Below are 20,091 nucleotides of genomic sequence, written 5' to 3' on the forward strand. Positions count from 1 at the left end.
GCAAGGGCGGCCGTTTGCGTTTGTAAAACCGGTTTACGCATGACCGAATCCGACACCACTGCAACTGTGCGCCTCGACCTGTGGCTTTGGGCCGCGCGGTTCTACAAGACGCGCGCACTCGCCAAGCAGGCGATCGAGACCGGCAAGGTCGAGGTCGACGGCCAGCGCGCCAAGCCGTCGCGGACGTTGCGGGTCGGCAACGCCCTGCGCATCGGCCGCGGTGAGGAACTGTTCGAGGTCGCGGTGGCGGCGCTAGCCGACAAGCGCGGTCCGGCCAGCGTGGCTCGGACCCTGTATGAGGAATCGGAGGCCTCGCGCGCCGCGCGCGAGCGCCTTCGCGCGCTGCGGGCCGCCGAACGGGCCGGTTACCAGCCGCCCGAGACCAAGCCCGACAAGCGCGCCCGCCGGCTGATCCGGGCGCTGGGTGACATCGACGCGTCCTGAGGCCTCAGCGTCCGCCGGTAAAGATCGAACCGCCGAGCTTCAGCAGATCGGAGACATCGGCATCGCCGTCGCCGTCGCGATCCAGCACCGCGCCCAGCAAGCCGCCGCCGAGACCGCCCTGCTGGCGGAGCTGTTGCTGCTCCTGTCCGAGTACCTCGCCCAGCGCTTGCGGGCTTGCGGCCTGGGCGTTGCCGCCCCCGCCGCCCAGCATGCGCTTGGCCAGGTAGGCCATGACGATCGGCGCGAGCATCTTCAGCAAGGCATTCGCACGGTCGCCGCCCATCCCGGTCGCCGCACCCAGGCCCTGGGCGGCGGCCTGCTCGCGCGCGCCGAATACGTGGCCGAGGATGTTGCTGCCCTCACCCTGGCCGCCACCGCCCAGCACCGAGCCCAGCACCGACCCCAGATCGAGCCCGGCATGGTCCTTCTGCAATGCGCCGAACAGCGCTTGCGCTCCCTGTGGCTGGCTGGCATTGCGGCCGAGCGCGCCCATCAGCAGCGGCAGCGCGGCCGACACCGCGTTGGCGGCCTCCCCGGGTTCCAGCCCAAGTTGCTGGCTCATCTGCTGCAGCGGCTGGCCTTGCAACTGGTGCATCAAGTCGTTGGTCAGGGAGTTGGCCATGGCGAATCCGTCCGATGTGGGATCCTCGATCCTAGCGCCAAACCGGACCAGGCTCCCCCTTAGTCGAACGAGTGGCTGGCGCTGACCCCGATCAACCAGTTGCGGCCCGGTGCGGGCTCGTAATAGCGCCCGCCGCCGGAGTTGACGATGACCGAGCCGATGATGTCGCGGTCGAACAGATTATTGATGCGGACGAAGCCGCGCCATTCCAGTCCGCCGGCGTCGAACCGGCGCTCGGCGGCGAGATCGAAACGCATGTACGCGGGCGCGGCCTCGGTGTTGCCGTCGTCGACGTAGACGCGATCGACGAAGCGGCCGTCGAGCAGAATGTCGGTGCCCGCGGTCGGACTCCAGCGCAGTTCGGTCCAGGCGAAATGGCGCGACAGGCCGGGGATGTGGCGGCCGGCCTCGATCAGGCGATCCTTGTCGGCGCAGGGCGGCTGCGCGCAGACGGCGAAGTCGCTCAGGTAGCGGGCGTCGAGGAAGGTGTAGCTGCCGGCGAGGTGCCAGTGGGGCGACAGCGCGCCCGCTGCAGCGAGTTCGAGGCCGCGTCGGCGCGAGGCGCCCGCGTTGTCGTAGATGCTGCGGCCGCCGTCGTTGGCGACCACCACCAGTTCGTCCTCGGTGCGGCTTTGGAACAACGCGGCGGAGTACTGCAGGCGTTCGCGGCGGGCGCGCAGGCCGAGTTCGTGGTTGCGGCTGCGCGCCGGTCGCAGGGCGTCGTTGAGGCCGCCGAGGCCATCGCTGCGGTAGGCCAGTTCGGAAAAGGTCGGGGTCTCGAAGCCGCCGCCGGCGTTGGCATACACGCTGAGCCAGTCGGTTGCGCGGAACAGCACGCCGGCCACCGGTGAGGTGCGCGAGTATTCCAGCTGGCCGCTGTCGTCGGGATTGATGTCGGTGATGAAGCGGTCCCGCGAGCGGAACCGCACCTGGCTGCGCCGGGCGCCGACGTTGACGTGCCAGCGCTCGGCCGGCTCCCAGTCGGCCTGCACGTAGACGTCGCGACCGGTGACCCGGTTGCGCTCGTCGCGCCGCAGCGCGCCGACCACGCCGAGGCGCTCGCCGATGAAGTTCTCGAAGCCCAGGCGGTGTTCGTCGGCGACCGCGTATTCGACCCCGGTGGTCAGCGCGAACGGGCGATCCCACAACTGCGTCGTCCAACGCCAGCGGCCGTCGATGCCGAAGTAGTCTCGATCCAGGTCGATCACCCCGCCGTTGTGCAGCGCATTTTCGCGTTGCACTACCACCGGCACCGACAGGATCTGCGCGGTCTGGCGGTTGCCGCCGTGCGCGGTCACCGACAGTGCATGGTCGTCCGACAGCGGCTGTTCGATCCGCGCGCCGAGCTGGTGCTGGCGGACGGACTTGTCGATGTCGAACGCCAGGGCGCCGTCGCTGGCGGCGCGGCGGTCGCCGCGCAACTGCTCCGCGGTCAGGCCCTGCGGGTCCTGCGCCTGCAGGTCAAGGCTGTTGAGCAGCAGGGTGTAGCGGCCGTCGCTGGCCAGCGTGCCGCGCAGCAGCGCCTGGCCGCTGCGTCGGGTCGCGGCGCTGTGTTCGCGGTAGCCGTCGGACTCGATGTCGACCAGGTCGAGCAGGAAGTCGCCGTCGGCGGGTTGCCCAGATTCGCGCGCCCCCGGTTCGCGCCGGCCCCACGGCGTGTGGAACGACAGCGACGATTTCCACAGACCGTCGTCGCCGGCCACCACGCCCGCCCGCAGCAGCGGCGCGTCCGGCGCGGCGGCGGTGAACAGCGAGATGACGCCTCCCGAGGCGTTGCCGTACAGCGCCGAGAACGGCCCGCGCAGCACCTCGATGCGGCCGGCCGACTCCAGCGGGAAGTGCGAGACCTGGCCCTGCCCATCGGGCATCGTCGCCGGGATGCCGTCGGTGTACAGCCGCACCCCGCGCACCCCGAACGTGGCCCGCGCGCCGAAGCCGCGGATCGAGATCTGCAGGTCCTGCGCATAGTTCTGGCGGTCGCGGGCGACCACGCCAGGGACCCGGTGCAACGATTCGGACAGGTCGATTTTCGGCTGCGCGCGGCCGATTTCGTCGGCATCGATGACGTCGATCGCGGCGGGTACCAGCAGGGCGTCGTCGGGCGAGCGGGTCGCGGTCACCACCACCGGGTCGAGTGCGGTGGCGGTGTCCGGCGCCTGCGCCATGCCGGGGATGGGGGCGACGATCGCCACGGCCAGCGCGAGCAGGGAGGGTCGCATGGACATTACCCCAACGATTTCAGCCGATACAACGCTTCCAGCGCCTGCTTGGGTGTCAACTCGTCGGGGTCCAGTGCGGCGAGTGCCTCGAGCGCGGCGGAGGCGGGAGCGAACAATCCGATCTGCTGCGGCTGGTCGAGCGCGGCGGCGGCCATCGACGGCTTTGGCGCGTCGCGACTGTGCTGTTCGAGTTCGGCCAGCCGTCCGCGCGCCTGGTTGACCACGGACCGTGGCAGCCCGGCGAGCGCCGCGACCTGCAGGCCGAAGCTGCGGTCGGCCGGGCCATCCTTGACCGCATGCATGAACACCAGCGAGTCACCGTGTTCGACCGCGTCAAGGTGGACGTTGGCGATGCCCGAACCCGGCTCGGCCAGCGTGGTCAGCTCGAAATAATGGGTCGCAAACAAGGTGTACGCGCGGTTCGCATGGGCGAGGTGCCTGGCGCACGCCTCGGCCAGTGCCAGGCCGTCGTAGGTCGAGGTGCCGCGGCCGATCTCGTCCATCAGCACCAGTGACTGCTCGGTGGCGTGGTGCAGGATGTAGCTGGTCTCGCTCATCTCGACCATGAAGGTCGACTGCCCGCGGGCGAGGTCGTCGCCGGCGCCGATGCGGGTCAGGATGCGGTCGATCGGGCCGACCACCGCGCGCGACGCCGGCACGAAGCTGCCGATGTGGGCGAGCAGCACGATCAGCGCGTTCTGCCGCATGTAGGTGCTCTTGCCGCCCATGTTGGGGCCTGTGATCACCAGCATCCGGCGGTTGTCGTGCAGCACCAGGTCGTTGGGCTCGAACGGCTCGCGTCGTACCGCCTCGACCACCGGATGGCGGCCGCGCTCGATGTCGATGCCGGGCTCGTCCGACAACTGCGGTCGCGACCAGTCGAGCGCCTGGGCGCGCTCGGCCAGCCCGGCCAGCACGTCGAGTTCGGCCAGCGCGGCGGCGCAGCGTTTCAGCGGTTCCAGCCGCTCGCCGAGTACGTCGAGCAATTGTTCGTACAGGAGCCGTTCGCGGGCGAGGGCGCGTTCGCGCGCCGACAGCACCTTGTCCTCGAACTGCTTGAGCTCCTCGGTGATGTAACGCTCGGCGTTGGTGAGGGTCTGGCGGCGGCTGTAATGGGTCGGCGCCCTGGCGGCATGGGCCTTGCTGACCTCGAGGTAGTAGCCGTGCACGCGGTTGTAGCCGACCTTCAGCGTGGCGATGCCGCTGGCCTCGCGCTCGCGCGCCTCGAGGTCGACCAGGAACTGGTCGGCGGTCGAAGACAGCGTGCGCAGCTCGTCGAGTTCGGCGTCGTAGCCTTCGGCGAACACGCCGCCGTCGCGGGCCAGCAGCGGCGGCTGCTCGACGATCGCCGAACGCAGCAGATGGGCGTGTTCGTCGTGCTCGCCGAGTTCGTCCGCCAGTTCGTCCAGTCGCGGCGAATCGAACGGGCGCAGCAACTCGCGCAGCGCCGGCAACAGGCCCAGCCCGTCGCGCAGGGTCGACAGGTCGCGCGGGCGGGCGCTGCGCAGGGCGATGCGGGTGAGGATGCGTTCGGCGTCGCCGAGCGCGCGGAACTGCTTGCGCAGGTCGTCGCCGGCGGTCGAGTCGAGCAGGGTTTCGACCGCCTGGTGGCGCCGGCGCAGGCTCGGGCGGTCGCGCAGCGGGCGATGCAGCCAGCGCCGCAGCAGGCGCCCGCCCATCGGGGTCACGGTGGAGTCGAGCACGCCGAGCAGGGTGTGGCGGATGTCGCCGTCGACGCGGGTGTCGAGTTCGAGGTGGCGCCGGGTCGCGGCGTTCATTGCGATCGCACCGTCGCCCGATTCGATCGCGATCGAGGTCAGGTGCGGCAGGCGCTGCTTCTGGGTTTCCTCGACGTAGCCGAGCAATGCGGAAGCCGCGGAAATCGCCAGCGGCCGTTCGTCCAGGCCGAAACCGGTCAGGTCGTGCAGGCCGAAGAATTTCAGCAACTGGCGCCGGCCGCTGTCGGCGTCGAACAGCCACGGCGCACGTCGGCGCAGGCCGCTGCGCTCGACCACGAACGCCGGCCAGCCGTCCTCGTCGGCGCACAGGGTTTCGGCCGGCTCCAGCCGCGCGAGTTCGGCTTCGAGCGCGTCCTCGCTGGCGACCTCGTTGACCAGGAACCGACCACCGGCGAGGTCCGCCCAAGCCAGCCCGAACCCGACCTTGTTGCGCGATATCGCCAGCAGCAGGGTGTCGCGACGCTCGCTCAGCAGCGCCTCGTCGGTGACCGTGCCGGGGGTGACGATGCGCACCACCTTGCGTTCGACCAGGCCCTTGCTCGCCGCGGGGTCGCCGATCTGCTCGCAGATCGCGACCGACTCGCCCAGCGCCACCAGCCGCGCCAGATAGCCCTCGGCAGCGTGGTGCGGCACCCCGGCCATCGGGATCGGCTGGCCAGCCGAGCTGCCGCGCTGGGTCAGGGTGATGTCGAGCAGCTTCGCCGCCTTGCGCGCGTCGTCGTAGAACAGCTCGTAGAAATCGCCCATGCGGAAGAACAGCAGCACGTCCGGGTGCTCCGCCTTGGCGGTGAAGAACTGGCGCATGAGGGGGGTGTGCGCGTCGGTGTCGCGGGCGGTTGCAGCAGGGCTGGACTGGGGCACGGATGTTCGTTCGGGAATGCGTTGAGGCGGAGCGCTCGATGCCCACAGTATGCCAGCCGGCTCCGGTTTCCCTGCGGCTGTTGCAGCGCCGCATGCGTTGCCATACGCCACCGTGTAGGTTCTGTGCCAGCCGTCTCGTTGTGGCGGTCGCGGACATCCTCCGCCGGGGTTCAAAAACGTTAGTCCTTGCCATGTTCTTGCGCACACCTCTGGGGAGAGTCGCAATGGGTTCGAGCGGACTGGATCGGAACGTACTGGTTTTGGCGGTGGCCGCGGCACTGGTCGCCGGCACGGGGCAACTCCGCGCACAGGAGGTGCGGCAAGCGCAGGAGACGCCGAGTGTCGCGCCAACGGGCGAAGACCCGGAGACCACCACTTTGGCGGGCATCACCGTCACCGCGCAGAAGCGCGAGGAGGCACTGCAGGACGTGCCGATCGCGATCACCGTGTTGCCCGAGCAGTTGCTGCAGGACACCGGTGTGCGCGACATCAAGGACCTGCAACTGCTGGTGCCGGGGCTGACCGTCACCAGCACCCAGAGCGCCGTGCAGACCACTGCGCGCATCCGCGGCATCGGTACTGTCGGCGACAATCCCGGGCTGGAGTCGTCGGTCGGCGTGGTGATCGACGGCGTGTACCGGCCGCGCAACGGCGTCGGCTTCGGCGACCTCGGCCAGATCCAGCGCATCGAGGTGTTGAAGGGTCCGCAGGGCACGGTGTTCGGCAAGAACACGTCGGCCGGTGTCATCAACGTGGTCACCCGTCGGCCCAGCTACACCCAGTCGGTCGAGGGCGAGCTGACGGTCGGCAACTACAACGCCCTGGGTGCGTCCGCCTCGCTCAACAGCCCGATCGGCGACAACGCCGCCTTCAACATCTATGCCGCCAAGCGCAAGCGCGACGGCTTCATGGAGGTTCGCACCGGCGCCGGCCCGCGCGACGAGACCGAGGATTACGACCAGAACTTCCACTCGCTGCGCGGCCAGTTGCTGGTCGAGCCGACCGACAACCTCGACATCAACTTCATCGCCGATTACACCAGCCGCGACGAGAACTGCTGCACCGGCGTCACCATCGCCCGCGAGAACACCCCGGGACTGCCGTTCAACGCCCCGATGCAGGTGATCAACGCACTGGCCGGCGGGGAGGGGGTCAGCCCGACTGTCGACCCATTCGCGCGGGTCGCCTACAGCAATCGCGGCACCGAGCAGGAGATCGAGGACAAGGGCATTTCGGCCGAGGCGAACTGGATTTCGCCATGGTTTGGTGACGCCGAGTTGACCTCAATCACCGCCTTCCGCACCTGGGAGGCGGTCAACGGCCTGGACTTCGATTTCAGTGCCGCCGATGTGCTGTATCGCGAAAACGATCCCGACGAATCGTTCACCGGCTTCGATACCTTCAGCCAGGAGTTCCGCCTGACCGGCGCTACCGACAGCGTCGACTGGATGGTCGGGATGTTCTATGCCGACGAGGACCTCGACCGCCACGATTCATACCGCATCGGCGCGGCCTACGAGCCGTACCTGTCGACGCTCGTCGGCGGCCAGGTGCTCGGCGGGCTCGCCGCGCAGTTGGGACCGATGGGCATCATGGTCGACCAGTCCAACCCTGCGTTGTTCCTGTCGCAGGTCAGCGGCCAGCCATTCGGCAGCAACTTCGACGGGCTAGGTTCACTCGACACCTACGAACAGAGCTCGCGCAGCCTGGCGTTGTTCACCAACAACACCTGGCACGCGACCGATGCGCTCGACCTGACCCTTGGCCTGCGCGCGACCCGGGAGGACAAGACCCTCGATGCGATCTACAGCAACCCCAACGGCAGCGTCGGCTGCGGCTCGGTGCTGGCGAACCCGGCCGGCCGCGTCGCCGCTGCGTTGACTGCGCGCGGGGTGCCGCTGGCGGCGTTGCCGCCGGAAGTGCAGGCGCAGATCCTCGGTGCAGTCACGCCGCAGGTCGCCGGCTTCATGTGCCTGCCGTGGGCGAACGCGCTGCACGACGGCCGGGTCACCCACCAGGAGCACGAGGAGACCGAGTGGTCGGGGACGCTGAAGGCGGCCTACCGCTGGAGCGAGCAGGTGATGACCTATGTCTCGGCTGCGCGCGGCTACAAGGCCGGTGGCTTCAACCTCGACCGGGTGCAGTCGTCCAACGGCCTGTCCAGCGGCACCGCCGGCATCACCCCGGTCGACGACACCTCGTTCCCGGGCGAGTTCGTCGACAGCTACGAGCTCGGCGCGCGGACCACCTGGGCCGATGGCAATCTTTTGCTCAATGCAACCCTGTTCCACCAGACCTACACCGACTTCCAGCTCAACAGCTTCCTCGGCACCAGTTTCGTGGTGCGGGCGATCCCGGAAGTGGTGTCGCAGGGCATCGACGCCGAGATGATCTGGCAGACCGGCCTCGATGGCCTGTTGCTGCAGGGCGGGGTGATGTATGCGGACACCCAGTACGGCAACGATCCGCTGCCGGATGCCGACCTGTTCCTGCTGCCCGGCAACCACGCCAGCTTCGCGCCGTTGTGGTCGGCCACCGGTTCGCTGACATGGGAGCAGGACATCGGCAACAACCTGCTGGGTCGCTTCAACATCGGTGCCAAGTACACCTCCGACTTCAACACCGGCTCCGACCTCGATCCGCAGAAGGCGCAGGACGCCTACACCGTTGCCAACGCGCGACTCGGCATCGGCGCCCGTGACCAGAGCTGGATGCTGGAGCTGTGGGCGGAGAACCTGACCGACGAGGAATATATCCAGGTCGGCTTCGACGCGCCCTTGCAGGCCGGTGCGTGGAACGCCTTTCCTGGCGCGCCGCGTACCTACGGCGTGACCATGCGAGTGCGCTACTGACGGCGGGCACGACCTGACCCGGGGGCTCTTGTAGGAGCGGCTTCAGCCGCGATCTGGAATCGGTGCGCGCGACCAACGATCAGATCGCGGCTGAAGCCGCTCCTACAGACCCGCGGGCGCCGGGTATAGTCCTCGCATGAACAAAGACGTATCCGACGCAGCCCTCCAGCGCCTCGCCGAACAAGTCGGCGAGGCCGCCCGCAAACATCACCATCGACTGGTCACCGCCGAGAGCTGCACCGGCGGCTGGATCGCCAAGACCCTGACCGACATCGCCGGCGCTTCCGAGTGGTTCGAAAGCGGCATGGCCGCTTACAGCTACGAGGCCAAGCAGGCCCTGCTCGGTGTCCAGCCGGCCACTTTGGAGCAGCACGGCGCGGTCAGCCGCGAAACCGTGATCGAGATGGTGTCCGGGGCGCTGGTGCATTCCGGCGCCAGTCTCGCGGTCGCGGTCACCGGCATCGCCGGCCCCGGCGGCGGCATCGAGGACAAGCCGGTCGGCACCGTCTGGATCGCCTGGAAGCGTCGCGGCGGCTACCCGACCGCGCTGGTGTTCCACTTCGACGGCGACCGCGAGGCGGTGCGCCGGCAGACCGTGGCCGCGGCGTTGCACGGGCTGCTCGACCTCGCCGCCTGAGGCACAGGGCAGGGGCTTGCGTCCCGCCGAAGCTTGTTAGTAGTATTACTACTAATGAACGCCCTGACCGAAACCCAGCAAGCCATCCTCGCCTTGATCGGCGAGCGAATCGCGGTTGACGGGATGCCGCCGTCGCAGACCGAGATCGCCCGCGCGATGGGGTTCTCCGGTGTCCGCGCCGCGCAATATCACCTCGAAGCGCTGGAGCAGGCTGGGGCGATCCTGCGGGTGCCGGGCAAGGCGCGCGGTATCCGCCTGGTGCATCCGCAGGCCGGATTGGCGGAGCCCGAGGCCCGGGCGCCCGACCAGGCCCCGCTGCCGACGCTCGACGACGCGCTGCGCCTGCCGATCCTCGGCCGGGTCGCCGCCGGCGCGCCGATCGGTGCCGATGCCGGGGCCGACGAATACATCCTGCTCGACCGCAACATCTTCTTCCCGTCGCCGGACTACCTGCTCAAGGTGCAGGGCGATTCGATGCGCGACGAAGGCATCTTCGATGGCGACCTGATCGGCGTGCATCGCACCCCGGAGGCGCGTTCCGGGCAGATCGTCGTCGCCCGGATCGACGACGAGATCACCGTCAAGCTGCTGAAGATCGCCAAGGACCGGATCCGGCTGTTGCCGCGCAATCCCGACTATGCCCCGATCGAGGTGCTGCCCGATCAGGATTTCGCGATCGAGGGCCTGTATTGCGGTCTGGTGCGACGTGGCCATTGACGCTGGCCGGCTTCGGATTTTCCCGGCTGCCAAGGCGGCATTTTCCGACCCCGCGCCGACGCGTGCCCCGATGATCCGAGCCGCTCAACACCATTAGTTTCGAAGCTGTCGCCGCAGTCGCAACCCTTGCGACCGGCGCTGTTTAAGCTGCACCCATCCAATTGACGCCACCCGAGGATTCCACGATGGACGAGAACAAGAAGCGCGCCCTGGCCGCCGCACTGGGACAGATCGAGAAGCAGTTCGGCAAGGGCTCGGTCATGCGCATGGGCGACCGGGTGGTCGAGGCCGCGGAAGTCATCGGCACCGGCTCGCTGATGCTCGATATCGCGCTCGGCATTGGCGGCCTGCCGAAGGGCCGGGTGGTCGAGATCTACGGCCCGGAATCCTCCGGCAAGACCACCCTGACCCTGCAGGCGATCGCGCAGTGCCAGAAGAACGGTGGCACCGCCGCCTTCATCGACGCCGAACACGCGCTCGATCCGATCTATGCCGCCAAGCTCGGCGTCAACGTCGACGACCTGCTGCTGTCGCAGCCCGACACCGGCGAGCAGGCGCTCGAGATCGCCGACATGCTGGTGCGCTCGGCCGCGGTCGACATCGTGGTGATCGACTCGGTCGCCGCGCTGACCCCCCGCGCCGAGATCGAAGGCGAGATGGGCGACCAACTGCCCGGCTTGCAGGCGCGCCTGATGAGCCAGGCGCTGCGCAAGTTGACCGGCAACATCAAGCGCTCGGGCACGCTGGTGGTATTCATCAACCAATTGCGCATGAAGATCGGCCAGATGATGCCGGGCCAGAGCCCGGAGGTGACCACCGGCGGCAATGCGCTGAAGTTCTATGCCTCGGTGCGTCTCGACATCCGCCGCATCGGCGCGATCAAGAAGGGCGACGAGATCATCGGCAACCAGACCAAGATCAAGGTGGTCAAGAACAAGATGGCGCCGCCGTTCAAGCAGGTCATCACCGAGATCCTGTACGGCCAGGGCATCTCCCGTGAGGGCGAGTTGATCGACATGGGCGTGGACGCCAAGCTGGTCGAGAAGGCCGGCGCCTGGTACAGCATCGGCGAGGAGCGCATCGGCCAGGGCAAGGAGAACGCCCGCCAGTACCTCAAGGACAACCCGGAGCTGGCCGAACGGCTGGAAGTCGCGCTGCGTGAGAAGTTCGTCCCCGCCGAGGCCAAGCCGGGCGAGGATGACGGCGACGCGGACGCCTGAACCGGTTGAATGGCGATCGACGATGCGCCCGACGATGACGGCCTGCCCGGTGGCGACACCGGCGGGCTGTTCGGCCCTGACGGCGCCGCCGGCTCGCGACGTCGACGCCAGCGGCCGGTGGCCAGCACCACCCAGCGCGCGCTGACCCTGCTGGTGCGGCGCGAGCATTCGCGCAAGGAACTGACCCGCAAGCTGGTGACCCGTGGCCTCGATCCGGTCGACGTCGACGAGGCGGTCGCCAAGCTCGCCGATGCCGGCTGGCAGGATGACCGGCGGTTTGCCGAAAGCCTGGTCCGCAGCCGCGTCAGCGGCGGCTACGGTCCGATCCACATCCGCGCCGAACTCGGCACCCACGGCCTCGACAGCGATGCCATCGCCGCCGCGCTGGACAGCTTCGACGGCGACTGGGTCGAGAATGCCCGCGACCTGATCCGCCGGCGCTTCGGCGAGGCGGCTTCCGACGACCTCGCCCGGCGCCGCAAGGCCACCGACCTGCTGATGCGCCGTGGCTTTCCCGGCGACGTCATCCGCGCGGCCACCCGGTTCGATCCCGACGACTGACGGCGGCCCGCCCGGCAGCAGCGAAACCCGCCCCCTGATACGCTATCGAGCTATTTCGCGGCTGTCTCCCGCGCGATCGACGCCCCGTCGGGGCATCGGCGCGGCGACAACCTGCCCAGCCCTCTCGACTACGTGCCAGGCATGAACAATCCCTCCCAGATCACCACCAGCGACATCCGCCGCGACTTCCTCGACTTCTTCCGCGAGCGTGGCCACACCATCGTGCCGTCGGCGCCGCTGGTGCCGGCCAACGATGCGACCCTGCTGTTCACCAACTCCGGCATGGTCCAGTTCAAGGACGTGTTCCTCGGCAGCGAGAAGCCCGGCTACGTGCGCGCGGCCGACGTGCAGCGCTGCCTGCGCGCCGGCGGCAAGCACAATGACCTCGACCAGGTCGGCTACACCGCGCGCCACCACACTTTCTTCGAGATGCTTGGCAACTGGTCGTTCGGCGACTACTTCAAGGAAGACGCGATCAAGTGGGCGTGGCAGTTGCTGACCGAGGTCTGGAAGCTGCCGCCCGAGCGCCTGCTGGCCACGATCTACCACACCGACGACGAGGCCTTCGAGATCTGGAACAAGCAGATCGGCCTGCCGCCGGAGCGGATCATCCGCATCGGCGACAACAAGGGCGTGCCGTTCGCCTCCGACAACTTCTGGCAGATGGCCGACACCGGTCCCTGCGGCCCGTGCACCGAGATCTTCTATGACCACGGCGACCATCACTTCGGCGGCCCGCCGGGTTCGCCCGACGAGGACGGCGACCGCTTCATCGAAATCTGGAACCTGGTGTTCATGCAGTTCGACCGCCAGCCCGATGGCAGCCTCGCGCCGCTGCCGGCGCCGTGCGTCGACACCGGCATGGGCCTGGAGCGGCTGGCCGCGATCCTGCAGGGCAAGCACGGCAACTACGAGATCGACATCTTCCAGCACCTGATCAAGGCCGCGGGCCGTCTCACCGACACCGCCGACCTCGACAACAAGTCGCTGCGCGTCATCGCCGACCACATCCGCGCCTGCAGCTTCCTGATCGTCGACGGCGTACTGCCCTCCAACGAAGGCCGCGGCTACGTGCTGCGCCGGATCATCCGTCGCGCCCTGCGCCATGGCTGGATGCTCGGCCAGAAGGGCCCCTTCTTCCATCGCATGCTCGGCCCGTTGATCGAGATCATGGGCGAGGCCTACCCGGAACTGGTCAACAAGCGCGAGCTGATCGACCGCGCGCTGCTGGCCGAGGAGGAGCGTTTCGCCGAGACGCTCGACTCCGGCATGCGGATCTTCGACGAGGTCGCGGCGCGCTCGAAGGACACGATCCCCGGCGCCGATGCCTTCCGCCTGTACGACACCTACGGCTTCCCGGTCGACCTGACCGCCGACATCGCCCGCGAGCGCGGCCTGTCGATCGACATGGACGGGTTCGAGGCGGCGATGACCCGCCAGCGCGAGACCGCGCGCGCGGCCGGCAAGTTCGGCGGTGCCACCACGCTGCCGGCCGAGCTGGCCTCACAGCTGGCGCCCACCGGCTTCCTCGGCTACGACCGCCTCACCGAGGGCGGCCTGCAAGTCGTCGCCCTGCTCAAGGACGGCCGACCGGTCGAGGCGATCGACGCCGGCGACGAGGCGGTGGTGATCCTCGATCGCACCCCGTTCTATGCCGAGAGCGGCGGCCAAGTCGGCGATGCCGGCGAGCTCGACGAGGCCGGCACCCGATTCATGGTCAACGACACCTTGAAACTCGCCGGCCAGTTCCACGGCCATGTCGGCCAGCTTGCCGCCGGCAGCCTGAAGCGTGGCGACCACGTGCTCGGCTCGGTCGACGGCAAGCGCCGCAGCGCCACCGTACTCAACCACTCGGCCACCCACCTGCTGCACGCGGCCCTGCGAAGCGTGCTGGGCGAACACGTCGTGCAGAAGGGTTCGCTGGTCGCGCCCGAGCGCCTGCGCTTCGACTTCTCGCATTTCCAGCCGGTCAGCGCCGATGAACTGGCCGAGATCGAGCGTCGGGTCAACGCCGAAGTGCGCGCCAACCATGCCACCGAGATCCACCACATGGGCATGCAGGAGGCGCTGGATTTCGGCGCCATGGCCCTGTTCGGCGAGAAGTACGGCGACGAGGTCCGGGTGCTGCGGATGGGCGAGGGCTCGACCGAACTGTGCGGCGGCACCCACGTCGGCCGCACCGGAGACATCGGCCTGTTCAAGATCGTTTCCGAAGGCGGCGTCTCCGCCGGCGTGCGCCGGATCGAGGCGCTGACCGGGCAGGGCGCGCTCGACCACGTCGCAACTGAAGAGCAGCGACTGGACGAAGCCGCGCGCCTGCTGGGCGGCAACCCGGCGGATGTCGCCGACAAGCTGCGCGGCCTGATCGACCGCCAGAAGAAGCTCGAGCGCGAGCTCGAAACCCTCAAGGCCAGGGCGGCTTCCGGCGCGACCTCCGATCTCGCCGGCTCGGCGATCGAGGTCGGCGGGATCAAGGTGCTAGCCGCCCGCCTGGACGGTTTCGACGCCAAGGCGTTGCGCGATGCGCTCGACCGCCTGAAGCAGCAGCTCGGCGATGCGGTGGTGCTGCTGGCCGGGACCCAGGACGGCAAGGCCGCGCTGGTTGCCGGGGTCAGCGGCGCCGCCCTTGGTCGGGTCAAGGCCGGGGAACTCCTTGGCCACGTGGCCGGTCAGATCAACGGCAAGGGTGGTGGTCGGCCGGACATGGCCCAGGGCGGAGGCGAGGACGGTCCTGCGCTGGCGTCGGCTCTTGCCGGTGTTGGCGACTGGGTGGCAACGCGGCTCGGCTGAGATGAACCATGACCTTCATCGCTTGTGGGCCTGTCCCGCCTAGGGAATAATCGACGTTTAACCAGCAGTTGGACGCGCTTCCATATCATGGGGCGCCAACGCCGACACCGGACGTGCTGGCACAAGGAGAATTGGCAATGCTTATCCTGACGCGACGCGTCGGTGAAACCCTCATGATCGGCGACTCGGTGACCGTCACCGTGCTCGGCGTGAAGGGTAACCAGGTACGTATCGGCATCACTGCGCCGAAAGATGTGGCAGTGCATCGTGAAGAGATCTACCAGCGCATCCAGCGTGGCGACGAGCCGGCCGAAGGGGGCGCGGACAACGCCGCCGATTGACCCACCAGCGACAAGGCATCCCGGATGGGGCGCGGCCAACTGAAAAAGTTTGCCGTGCGTGGAGCGAGCCGTTATGCTTCGCGGCCGCACCGTTTTGTTGATGCGGAGAGTTGCCCGAGTGGCTGAAGGGGCTCCCCTGCTAAGGGAGTATGGGGGTTAAACTCCATCGAGGGTTCGAATCCCTCACTCTCCGCCAGTTCTACCAAGGAAAAATGTTTGACGGATTCGCGATCCACCGTCATAATTTTCCGACTACGCGCCCGTAGCTCAGCTGGATAGAGCACCAGGCTACGAACTTGGGGGTCGGAGGTTCGAATCCTTCCGGGCGCACCATCTGAATACTCCCTGCGGATCGACGGCAGGGCAGTTACGAAAAGCCACCTTCGGGTGGCTTTTTTGTTTGCGTGAGATCCTGCCTTGCCGTCAAGCAAGTGAAGAGGCCCTCCCTGATGCCAACCGCACTCGTATGGTTTCGCAACGACCTGCGGCTGCGGGATCACCCGGCATTGCAAACGGCGTTGAAGGCGGGGCTGGCGCCGATGCCGGTCTACATCCACGCTCCACACGAGGAAGGCGGTTGGCTCCCCGGAGCGGCCTCGGATGCCTGGCGCCACCGCGCACTGGCCGCGCTCGACGCCGACCTGCGCCAGCGCGGTTCGCGCCTGCACGTGTTCGCCGGTGACAGTCTTGCCACCCTGCAAGCCGTCGCCGCCGCGACCGGGGCGGCCGCCGTGTTCTGGAACCGTCGCCACGAACCCACGATCGACGCGCGCGACACCAGCATCCGCCGCGAACTGCGCCGTGATGGCCTGCGTGTCGAGGCGCACAACGGCAGCCTGCTGTTCGAACCATGGCAACTCGAAACCCGTGCCGGTGATCCGTTTCGCGTGTTCACTCCGTTCTGGAAGGCCGCGCTGTCGATCTGGAACCTGCCACCCCTGCAGCCCGCGCCCGACACGTTGCCTGGGTTCGATGCCGTGCCGGGCGAAATCCCGCTCGATGCGCTCAGGCTGCAACCGGTGCCGCGGTGGGACGCCGGCTTCTGGAGCAGTTGGAGGCCGGGAGAGCACGGCGCCGCGTCGGCGTTGCGGGCCTTCGCCGCCGAGTCCCTGCATGACTACCGCGACGGTCGCGACCGCCCCGACCAATCGCTGACGTCCAGGCTGTCGCCGCACCTGCACTTCGGCGAGATCGCACCGTGGCGCGTGGTGGCGGAGTTGGCCAACGCCGGTTCGCCGGACCAGCACGCGGCCTATGTGCGCGAACTGGGTTGGCGCGAGTTCGCCCATCACGTCCTCCACCATTTTCCGCACACGCCGGACGCCAACTTCAACCCACGCTTCGACGACTTCGACTGGGTCGAGCCAACGCCCGCCTTGCTGCATGCCTGGCAGCACGGCCGTACCGGCGTGCCGATCGTCGACGCCGGCATGCGCGAACTGTGGGCCACCGGCTGGATGCACAACCGCGTGCGCATGATTGTCGCCAGCTTCCTGGCCAAGAACATGCGCATCCATTGGCGACACGGAGCCCGCTGGTTCTGGGACACGCTGGTGGATGCCGACCTGGCCAACAATTCGCTCGGCTGGCAGTGGGTGGCCGGCAGCGGCGTCGACGCCGCGCCGTACTTCCGCATATTCAACCCGGTGCTGCAGGCTCGCAGGTTCGATCCGCGTGGCGAATACATCGCCCGCTGGGTGCCCGAACTCAGGCCCGCGCCAGCGCGATTGCGACACGCGCCGTGGGAGTGCGCCGCCGATGACCGATCCCTGATAAGCGGCTACCCGACGACGCCGATCGTCGATCCCGCAGGCAGCCGGCGTGAGGCGCTGGAGGCGTTCGCCCGACTCAAGTAGCGTGGGTTGGCGCAGGGCGGGCCCGGCTCAAAGCACGTCGGGATTGAGCCGCCAGGTTGCATAGTTCAGGAAGGCGGCGAAAGTCACCCAGGCCCAGTATGGCAACAGCAGCGCGCCTGCCAGTGGCCGAATGCGCCAGAACGCCACTACCGTGGTCGCGACCAGCAACCACAGCAGCAGCACCTCGGCAAACGCCAGGCCACCGAGGTGCCAGGCAAAGAACAGCCAGCTCCACAAGGCGTTGGCCGCCAGCTGCACGAGGTACAGGGCCAGGGCCATCCGCGCCGCGGCGAAGTTGCCAGCCTGCCGCCATGCCAGCCACGCGGCGACTGCCATGAGCACGTACAGGGCGGTCCAGACCGGTCCGAACACCTTCGCCGGGGGCGCCCAGTCCGGCTGCATCAGTTGCCCGTAGAAAGACGCGGCTTCGATGGATGCAATGCTGCCGATCGCTGCCGCGACGAAGGTCACCAGCAGCCAGAAGGCGAAGCCCTTGAGGGCATGTGCGGTCGAGGAGGACATCCAAGGCTCCGATGGGGTTGTGGAGCGCCACTTCTAGCAGCTCGCGACTCGACGCAAGGTGAGTCCGTCCCGGGGAGCTCATTGCCGTGGTTGATCCCGCAATCTTCTTGCTATAATGTAATAGCGCATTAATACATTGGAGCAAGGAATGAAGCGTCGTGCGGATGGGGCGGTGGAGGTGGAAGAGGACGCGCTGGACATGCTCGCGTCGGTGATTGGTCACCTGCGCGGCCCAGGTGAGGTGCGTGCGTTCCTCGAGGACCTGTGCACGCCGGCCGAACTGGAGGCGATGACCGACCGCTGGCGGGTCGTACCGCTGCTCGCGCAGGGCATTCCCTATCGGGAAATCCACGAACGCACCCACGTCAGCGTGACCACGATCGGGCGGGTGGCACGGACGATCGAGCGAGGTGCGGGCGGCTACGGCCAAGCGCTCAAGCGAAGTCGCGTCCGTGCGGCCTGACTCCGCCCAACCGTTTCGAACCCGGAACCCCGAAATGACTCCAGTGGCCCCTGCGCGCGATCGGCTGCGCATCGCGATCCAGAAGTCCGGCCGATTGGCCGATCCCGCGCGCGCGCTGCTCGCGTCGTGCGGCCTGACCTGGCGCGAGAGCCGTGACCGCCTGTTCTGCTACGGCGAAACCCTGCCCATCGACCTGTTGCTGGTTCGCGACGATGACATCCCCGGATTGATCGCCGATGGCGTTTGCGATTTCGGCGTGGTCGGTCGCAATGTGCTGGCGGAACAGGACGCCGGTCGCGTCGCCCACGACCAGGCCTCCGCGTTCCGCGAATGGCGTGCGCTGGGGTTCGGGAAGTGCCGGCTCGCCGTGGCCGTCCCCGAGGGGTGGAGCTGGCAAGGCCCGGCGCAGCTGTCCGGCATGCGGGTGGCGACCAGCTACCCGGCATTGCTGTCGCGGTGGCTGGCCGACCAGGGGGTGGCGGCGGAGGTCGCCTTCCTGTCGGGGTCGGTCGAGATCGCTCCCCGGCTCGGACAGGCCGATGCCGTCTGCGACATCGTTTCCAGCGGCGGCACCCTGGCCGCCAACCAGCTCAAGCCGGTCGCGACGTTGTTCGAGAGCGAGGCGGTGCTGGCGGGCCCGGTGGCCGAGCTCGATGCGATCCGTGGCGAACTGGCGGCCCTGCTGCTGCGCCGGCTCGACGGCGCGCTGCGGATGCGCCACAGCAAACTGCTGATGTTCCAGGCACCGCGGGAAGTGCTGCCATCGTTGCTGCCATTGCTGCCGGATGCGGATGCACCGACGGTGATGCGGGTCGACGGCGCCGAGGATCTGGCCCTGCAGGCGCTGTGTCACGGCGCGGTGACCTGGCAGCGGCTCGAGGAACTGAAGCGCGCCGGTGCCCGCGGACTGATGGTGCTTTCGGTCGAGGGGATGCTTGCATGAGCCGGGTCGTGCAGTGGAACGCACTCGACGACGCTGCCCGCCGGGAAATGCTGCAACGTCCCGCACAAAAGGTGGGTGCGGACACGGCGACCACCGTCGCTTCCCTGCTTGACCAGGTCCGCAACGAGGGCGACGTGGCGTTGCGGCGACTGGTCGCGGAGTTCGATGGCGTGACCCTTGAGCGTTTCGAGGTGTCCGAGTCCGAGTTCGAGGCCGCGACCGCGTGCCTTGCCTCGTCGCTGCAAGGCGCCATCGTCGAGGCGGCCGGGCGCATCGAGCATTTCCATCGGGCCGGCATGGGCGCTGTCCACGTCGTGCAGACCGCCCCCGGCGTCACCTGCGAACGCATGCAGCGGCCCATCGGTCGCGTCGGCCTGTACGTGCCGGCAGGCTCGGCGCCATTGCCCTCAACCGCGCTGATGCTGGCCGTTCCCGCGCGGCTGGCCGGCTGCCGCGACGTGGTGCTGTGCACGCCGCCGCGACGCGACGGTTCGGCCGATCCGGCGGTGCTGTTCGCGGCGGCGCATTGCGGGGTGCGGCGCGTGTTCAAGCTGGGTGGCGCACAGGCGATCGGGGCGATGGCGTTCGGCAGCGCGAGCGTGCCGGCCTGCGACAAGTTGTTCGGTCCTGGCAACAGCTATGTCACCGAAGCCAAGCGGCAGGTCGCGGCGCGCGACGATGGCGCCGCGATCGACATGCCGGCCGGCCCGTCGGAGGTCCTGGTGATCGCCGATGGCGGCGCGAACCCGGTGTTCGTCGCGGCGGACCTGTTGTCGCAGGCCGAACACGGGCCGGACTCGCAGGTGATCCTGCTGAGCGATGACGACGGGTTGCTGGCCCGGGTCGAGATCGAGATCGCGCGACAACTGGTCGATCTGCCGCGGGCGTCGATCGCGGCACAGGCGCTGGCGGCATCGCGGCTGATCCGGGTGGGCTCGATCGAGCAGGCCTTCGAAGTCAGCAACGATTACGCGCCCGAACACCTGATCCTGGCCCTGCGCGAACCGCGTGCTTGGCTGCCGCGGGTGCGCGCGGCGGGGTCGGTTTTCCTGGGCGACTGGACGCCGGAGGCGCTGGGCGACTACTGCAGTGGCACCAACCACGTGTTGCCGACCGGCGGCGCCGCGCGCTGGTGCAGTGGACTGTCGGTGGCGAGCTTCCAGACGTCGATCACCGTGCAGGAAGCCGAACCCCACGGTCTGGGCGCGATTGGTCCGTGCGCGATGGAACTGGCGGCAGCCGAAGGGCTGGATGCGCATCGCTTGGCGGTGTCACGACGATTGGAGGCGATGGCGTGAGTCTGC

16 protein-coding genes and 2 tRNA genes are annotated in these 20,091 nt (G+C 68.4%); 14 read left to right on the forward strand and 4 right to left on the reverse strand.

Annotated elements, in window-relative coordinates; all coding sequences use genetic code 11:
• Positions 1 to 39 precede the first annotated feature (39 nt).
• Positions 40 to 444, forward strand: a complete 405-nt coding sequence (locus tag SNE34_RS01905) for an RNA-binding S4 domain-containing protein (protein WP_332614188.1) — start codon at positions 40 to 42, stop codon at positions 442 to 444.
• Positions 445 to 448: 4 nt separating this feature from the next.
• On the opposite strand, the gene SNE34_RS01910 is transcribed toward SNE34_RS01905, so the two are convergent.
• The 3 genes from SNE34_RS01910 to mutS are packed head-to-tail and all read right to left on the reverse strand — an operon-like array spanning position 449 to position 5,828.
• The gene (locus tag SNE34_RS01910; protein WP_332614189.1) at positions 449 to 1,066 is read right to left on the reverse strand and encodes a DUF937 domain-containing protein; all 618 of its coding nucleotides are present in this window, start codon (positions 1,064 to 1,066) and stop codon (positions 449 to 451) included.
• A 59-nt stretch (positions 1,067 to 1,125) separates the two neighbouring features.
• Complete coding sequence (locus SNE34_RS01915) at positions 1,126 to 3,285, reverse strand: TonB-dependent receptor family protein (RefSeq protein ID WP_332614190.1); 2,160 nt, start codon at positions 3,283 to 3,285, stop codon at positions 1,126 to 1,128.
• A gap of 5 nt (positions 3,286 to 3,290) precedes the next feature.
• Positions 3,291 to 5,828 (reverse strand): DNA mismatch repair protein MutS, encoded by a 2,538-nt coding sequence (gene mutS / locus SNE34_RS01920; RefSeq protein ID WP_332614601.1) that lies wholly within the window; start codon positions 5,826 to 5,828, stop codon positions 3,291 to 3,293.
• A gap of 281 nt (positions 5,829 to 6,109) precedes the next feature.
• Here mutS and SNE34_RS01925 point away from each other — a divergent pair, with 281 nt between their 5' ends.
• From SNE34_RS01925 to SNE34_RS01970, 10 genes are all read left to right on the forward strand, one after another.
• Positions 6,110 to 8,737: a TonB-dependent receptor gene (locus tag SNE34_RS01925; protein WP_332614192.1), complete on the forward strand. Its 2,628-nt coding sequence runs from the start codon at positions 6,110 to 6,112 to the stop codon at positions 8,735 to 8,737.
• A 136-nt stretch (positions 8,738 to 8,873) separates the two neighbouring features.
• Positions 8,874 to 9,374 (forward strand): CinA family protein, encoded by a 501-nt coding sequence (locus tag SNE34_RS01930; protein ID WP_332614193.1) that lies wholly within the window; start codon positions 8,874 to 8,876, stop codon positions 9,372 to 9,374.
• Positions 9,375 to 9,428: 54 nt separating this feature from the next.
• Positions 9,429 to 10,091 carry a transcriptional repressor LexA gene (gene lexA, locus SNE34_RS01935; RefSeq protein ID WP_332614196.1) on the forward strand — a complete coding sequence of 221 codons (663 nt, stop codon included), beginning with the start codon at positions 9,429 to 9,431 and terminating at the stop codon, positions 10,089 to 10,091.
• A 185-nt stretch (positions 10,092 to 10,276) separates the two neighbouring features.
• Positions 10,277 to 11,311, forward strand: coding sequence for a recombinase RecA (gene recA, locus SNE34_RS01940; RefSeq protein ID WP_332614198.1), 1,035 nt, complete (start codon positions 10,277 to 10,279; stop codon positions 11,309 to 11,311).
• Positions 11,312 to 11,320: 9 nt separating this feature from the next.
• On the forward strand, positions 11,321 to 11,872 hold the full coding sequence (gene recX / locus SNE34_RS01945) for a recombination regulator RecX (RefSeq protein WP_332614199.1): 552 nt from the start codon (positions 11,321 to 11,323) through the stop codon (positions 11,870 to 11,872).
• Between the two features lie 141 nt (positions 11,873 to 12,013).
• The gene (alaS, locus tag SNE34_RS01950) at positions 12,014 to 14,662 is read left to right on the forward strand and encodes an alanine--tRNA ligase (protein WP_332614201.1); all 2,649 of its coding nucleotides are present in this window, start codon (positions 12,014 to 12,016) and stop codon (positions 14,660 to 14,662) included.
• A 137-nt stretch (positions 14,663 to 14,799) separates the two neighbouring features.
• Positions 14,800 to 15,003, forward strand: coding sequence for a carbon storage regulator CsrA (csrA, locus tag SNE34_RS01955; protein ID WP_332614203.1), 204 nt, complete (start codon positions 14,800 to 14,802; stop codon positions 15,001 to 15,003).
• Positions 15,004 to 15,107: 104 nt separating this feature from the next.
• Positions 15,108 to 15,199, forward strand: a tRNA-Ser gene (locus tag SNE34_RS01960).
• Positions 15,200 to 15,259: 60 nt separating this feature from the next.
• Positions 15,260 to 15,336: transfer RNA gene (locus SNE34_RS01965), tRNA-Arg, on the forward strand.
• 116 nt (positions 15,337 to 15,452) lie between these two features.
• Positions 15,453 to 16,859 (forward strand): cryptochrome/photolyase family protein, encoded by a 1,407-nt coding sequence (locus tag SNE34_RS01970; protein WP_332614204.1) that lies wholly within the window; start codon positions 15,453 to 15,455, stop codon positions 16,857 to 16,859.
• Positions 16,860 to 16,886: 27 nt separating this feature from the next.
• Here the strand turns inward: SNE34_RS01970 and SNE34_RS01975 are convergent, their stop codons facing one another.
• Entirely contained in the window at positions 16,887 to 17,381 is a 495-nt protein-coding gene (locus tag SNE34_RS01975; RefSeq protein WP_332614205.1) for a TspO/MBR family protein, read from the reverse strand.
• Between the two features lie 148 nt (positions 17,382 to 17,529).
• On the opposite strand from SNE34_RS01975, the gene SNE34_RS01980 reads away from it, so the two are divergent.
• From SNE34_RS01980 to hisD, 3 genes are read left to right on the forward strand one after another with little or no spacing between them, the layout of a single operon-like run.
• A complete protein-coding gene (locus SNE34_RS01980) occupies positions 17,530 to 17,844 on the forward strand; it encodes a YerC/YecD family TrpR-related protein (RefSeq protein WP_425604424.1) in 315 nt (104 codons plus the stop codon).
• Positions 17,845 to 17,878: 34 nt separating this feature from the next.
• Entirely contained in the window at positions 17,879 to 18,787 is a 909-nt protein-coding gene (hisG, locus tag SNE34_RS01985; RefSeq protein WP_332614207.1) for an ATP phosphoribosyltransferase, read from the forward strand.
• Entirely contained in the window at positions 18,784 to 20,085 is a 1,302-nt protein-coding gene (gene hisD, locus SNE34_RS01990) for a histidinol dehydrogenase (protein WP_332614209.1), read from the forward strand. Before hisG ends, hisD begins: the two co-directional genes overlap by 4 nt.
• The last annotated feature ends 6 nt before the right edge of the window (positions 20,086 to 20,091 follow it).

This window comes from Novilysobacter erysipheiresistens, from assembly GCF_036663935.1.
In the GTDB taxonomy this organism is placed as follows: domain Bacteria; phylum Pseudomonadota; class Gammaproteobacteria; order Xanthomonadales; family Xanthomonadaceae; genus Novilysobacter; species Novilysobacter erysipheiresistens.

Excerpts from the sequence above, each read along its gene's own strand:
- SNE34_RS01905 (WP_332614188.1), top strand. The coding sequence starts at position 40 with ATGACCGAATCCGACACCACTGCAACTGTGCGCCTCGACCTGTGGCTT.
- SNE34_RS01910 (WP_332614189.1), bottom strand. The coding sequence starts at position 1,066 with ATGGCCAACTCCCTGACCAACGACTTGATGCACCAGTTGCAAGGCCAG.
- SNE34_RS01915 (WP_332614190.1), bottom strand. The coding sequence starts at position 3,285 with ATGCGACCCTCCCTGCTCGCGCTGGCCGTGGCGATCGTCGCCCCCATC.
- mutS (WP_332614601.1), bottom strand. The coding sequence starts at position 5,828 with ATGCGCCAGTTCTTCACCGCCAAGGCGGAGCACCCGGACGTGCTGCTG.
- SNE34_RS01925 (WP_332614192.1), top strand. The coding sequence starts at position 6,110 with ATGGGTTCGAGCGGACTGGATCGGAACGTACTGGTTTTGGCGGTGGCC.
- SNE34_RS01930 (WP_332614193.1), top strand. The coding sequence starts at position 8,874 with ATGAACAAAGACGTATCCGACGCAGCCCTCCAGCGCCTCGCCGAACAA.
- lexA (WP_332614196.1), top strand. The coding sequence starts at position 9,429 with ATGAACGCCCTGACCGAAACCCAGCAAGCCATCCTCGCCTTGATCGGC.
- recA (WP_332614198.1), top strand. The coding sequence starts at position 10,277 with ATGGACGAGAACAAGAAGCGCGCCCTGGCCGCCGCACTGGGACAGATC.
- recX (WP_332614199.1), top strand. The coding sequence starts at position 11,321 with ATGGCGATCGACGATGCGCCCGACGATGACGGCCTGCCCGGTGGCGAC.
- alaS (WP_332614201.1), top strand. The coding sequence starts at position 12,014 with ATGAACAATCCCTCCCAGATCACCACCAGCGACATCCGCCGCGACTTC.
- csrA (WP_332614203.1), top strand. The coding sequence starts at position 14,800 with ATGCTTATCCTGACGCGACGCGTCGGTGAAACCCTCATGATCGGCGAC.
- SNE34_RS01970 (WP_332614204.1), top strand. The coding sequence starts at position 15,453 with ATGCCAACCGCACTCGTATGGTTTCGCAACGACCTGCGGCTGCGGGAT.
- SNE34_RS01975 (WP_332614205.1), bottom strand. The coding sequence starts at position 17,381 with ATGTCCTCCTCGACCGCACATGCCCTCAAGGGCTTCGCCTTCTGGCTG.
- SNE34_RS01980 (WP_425604424.1), top strand. The coding sequence starts at position 17,530 with ATGAAGCGTCGTGCGGATGGGGCGGTGGAGGTGGAAGAGGACGCGCTG.
- hisG (WP_332614207.1), top strand. The coding sequence starts at position 17,879 with ATGACTCCAGTGGCCCCTGCGCGCGATCGGCTGCGCATCGCGATCCAG.
- hisD (WP_332614209.1), top strand. The coding sequence starts at position 18,784 with ATGAGCCGGGTCGTGCAGTGGAACGCACTCGACGACGCTGCCCGCCGG.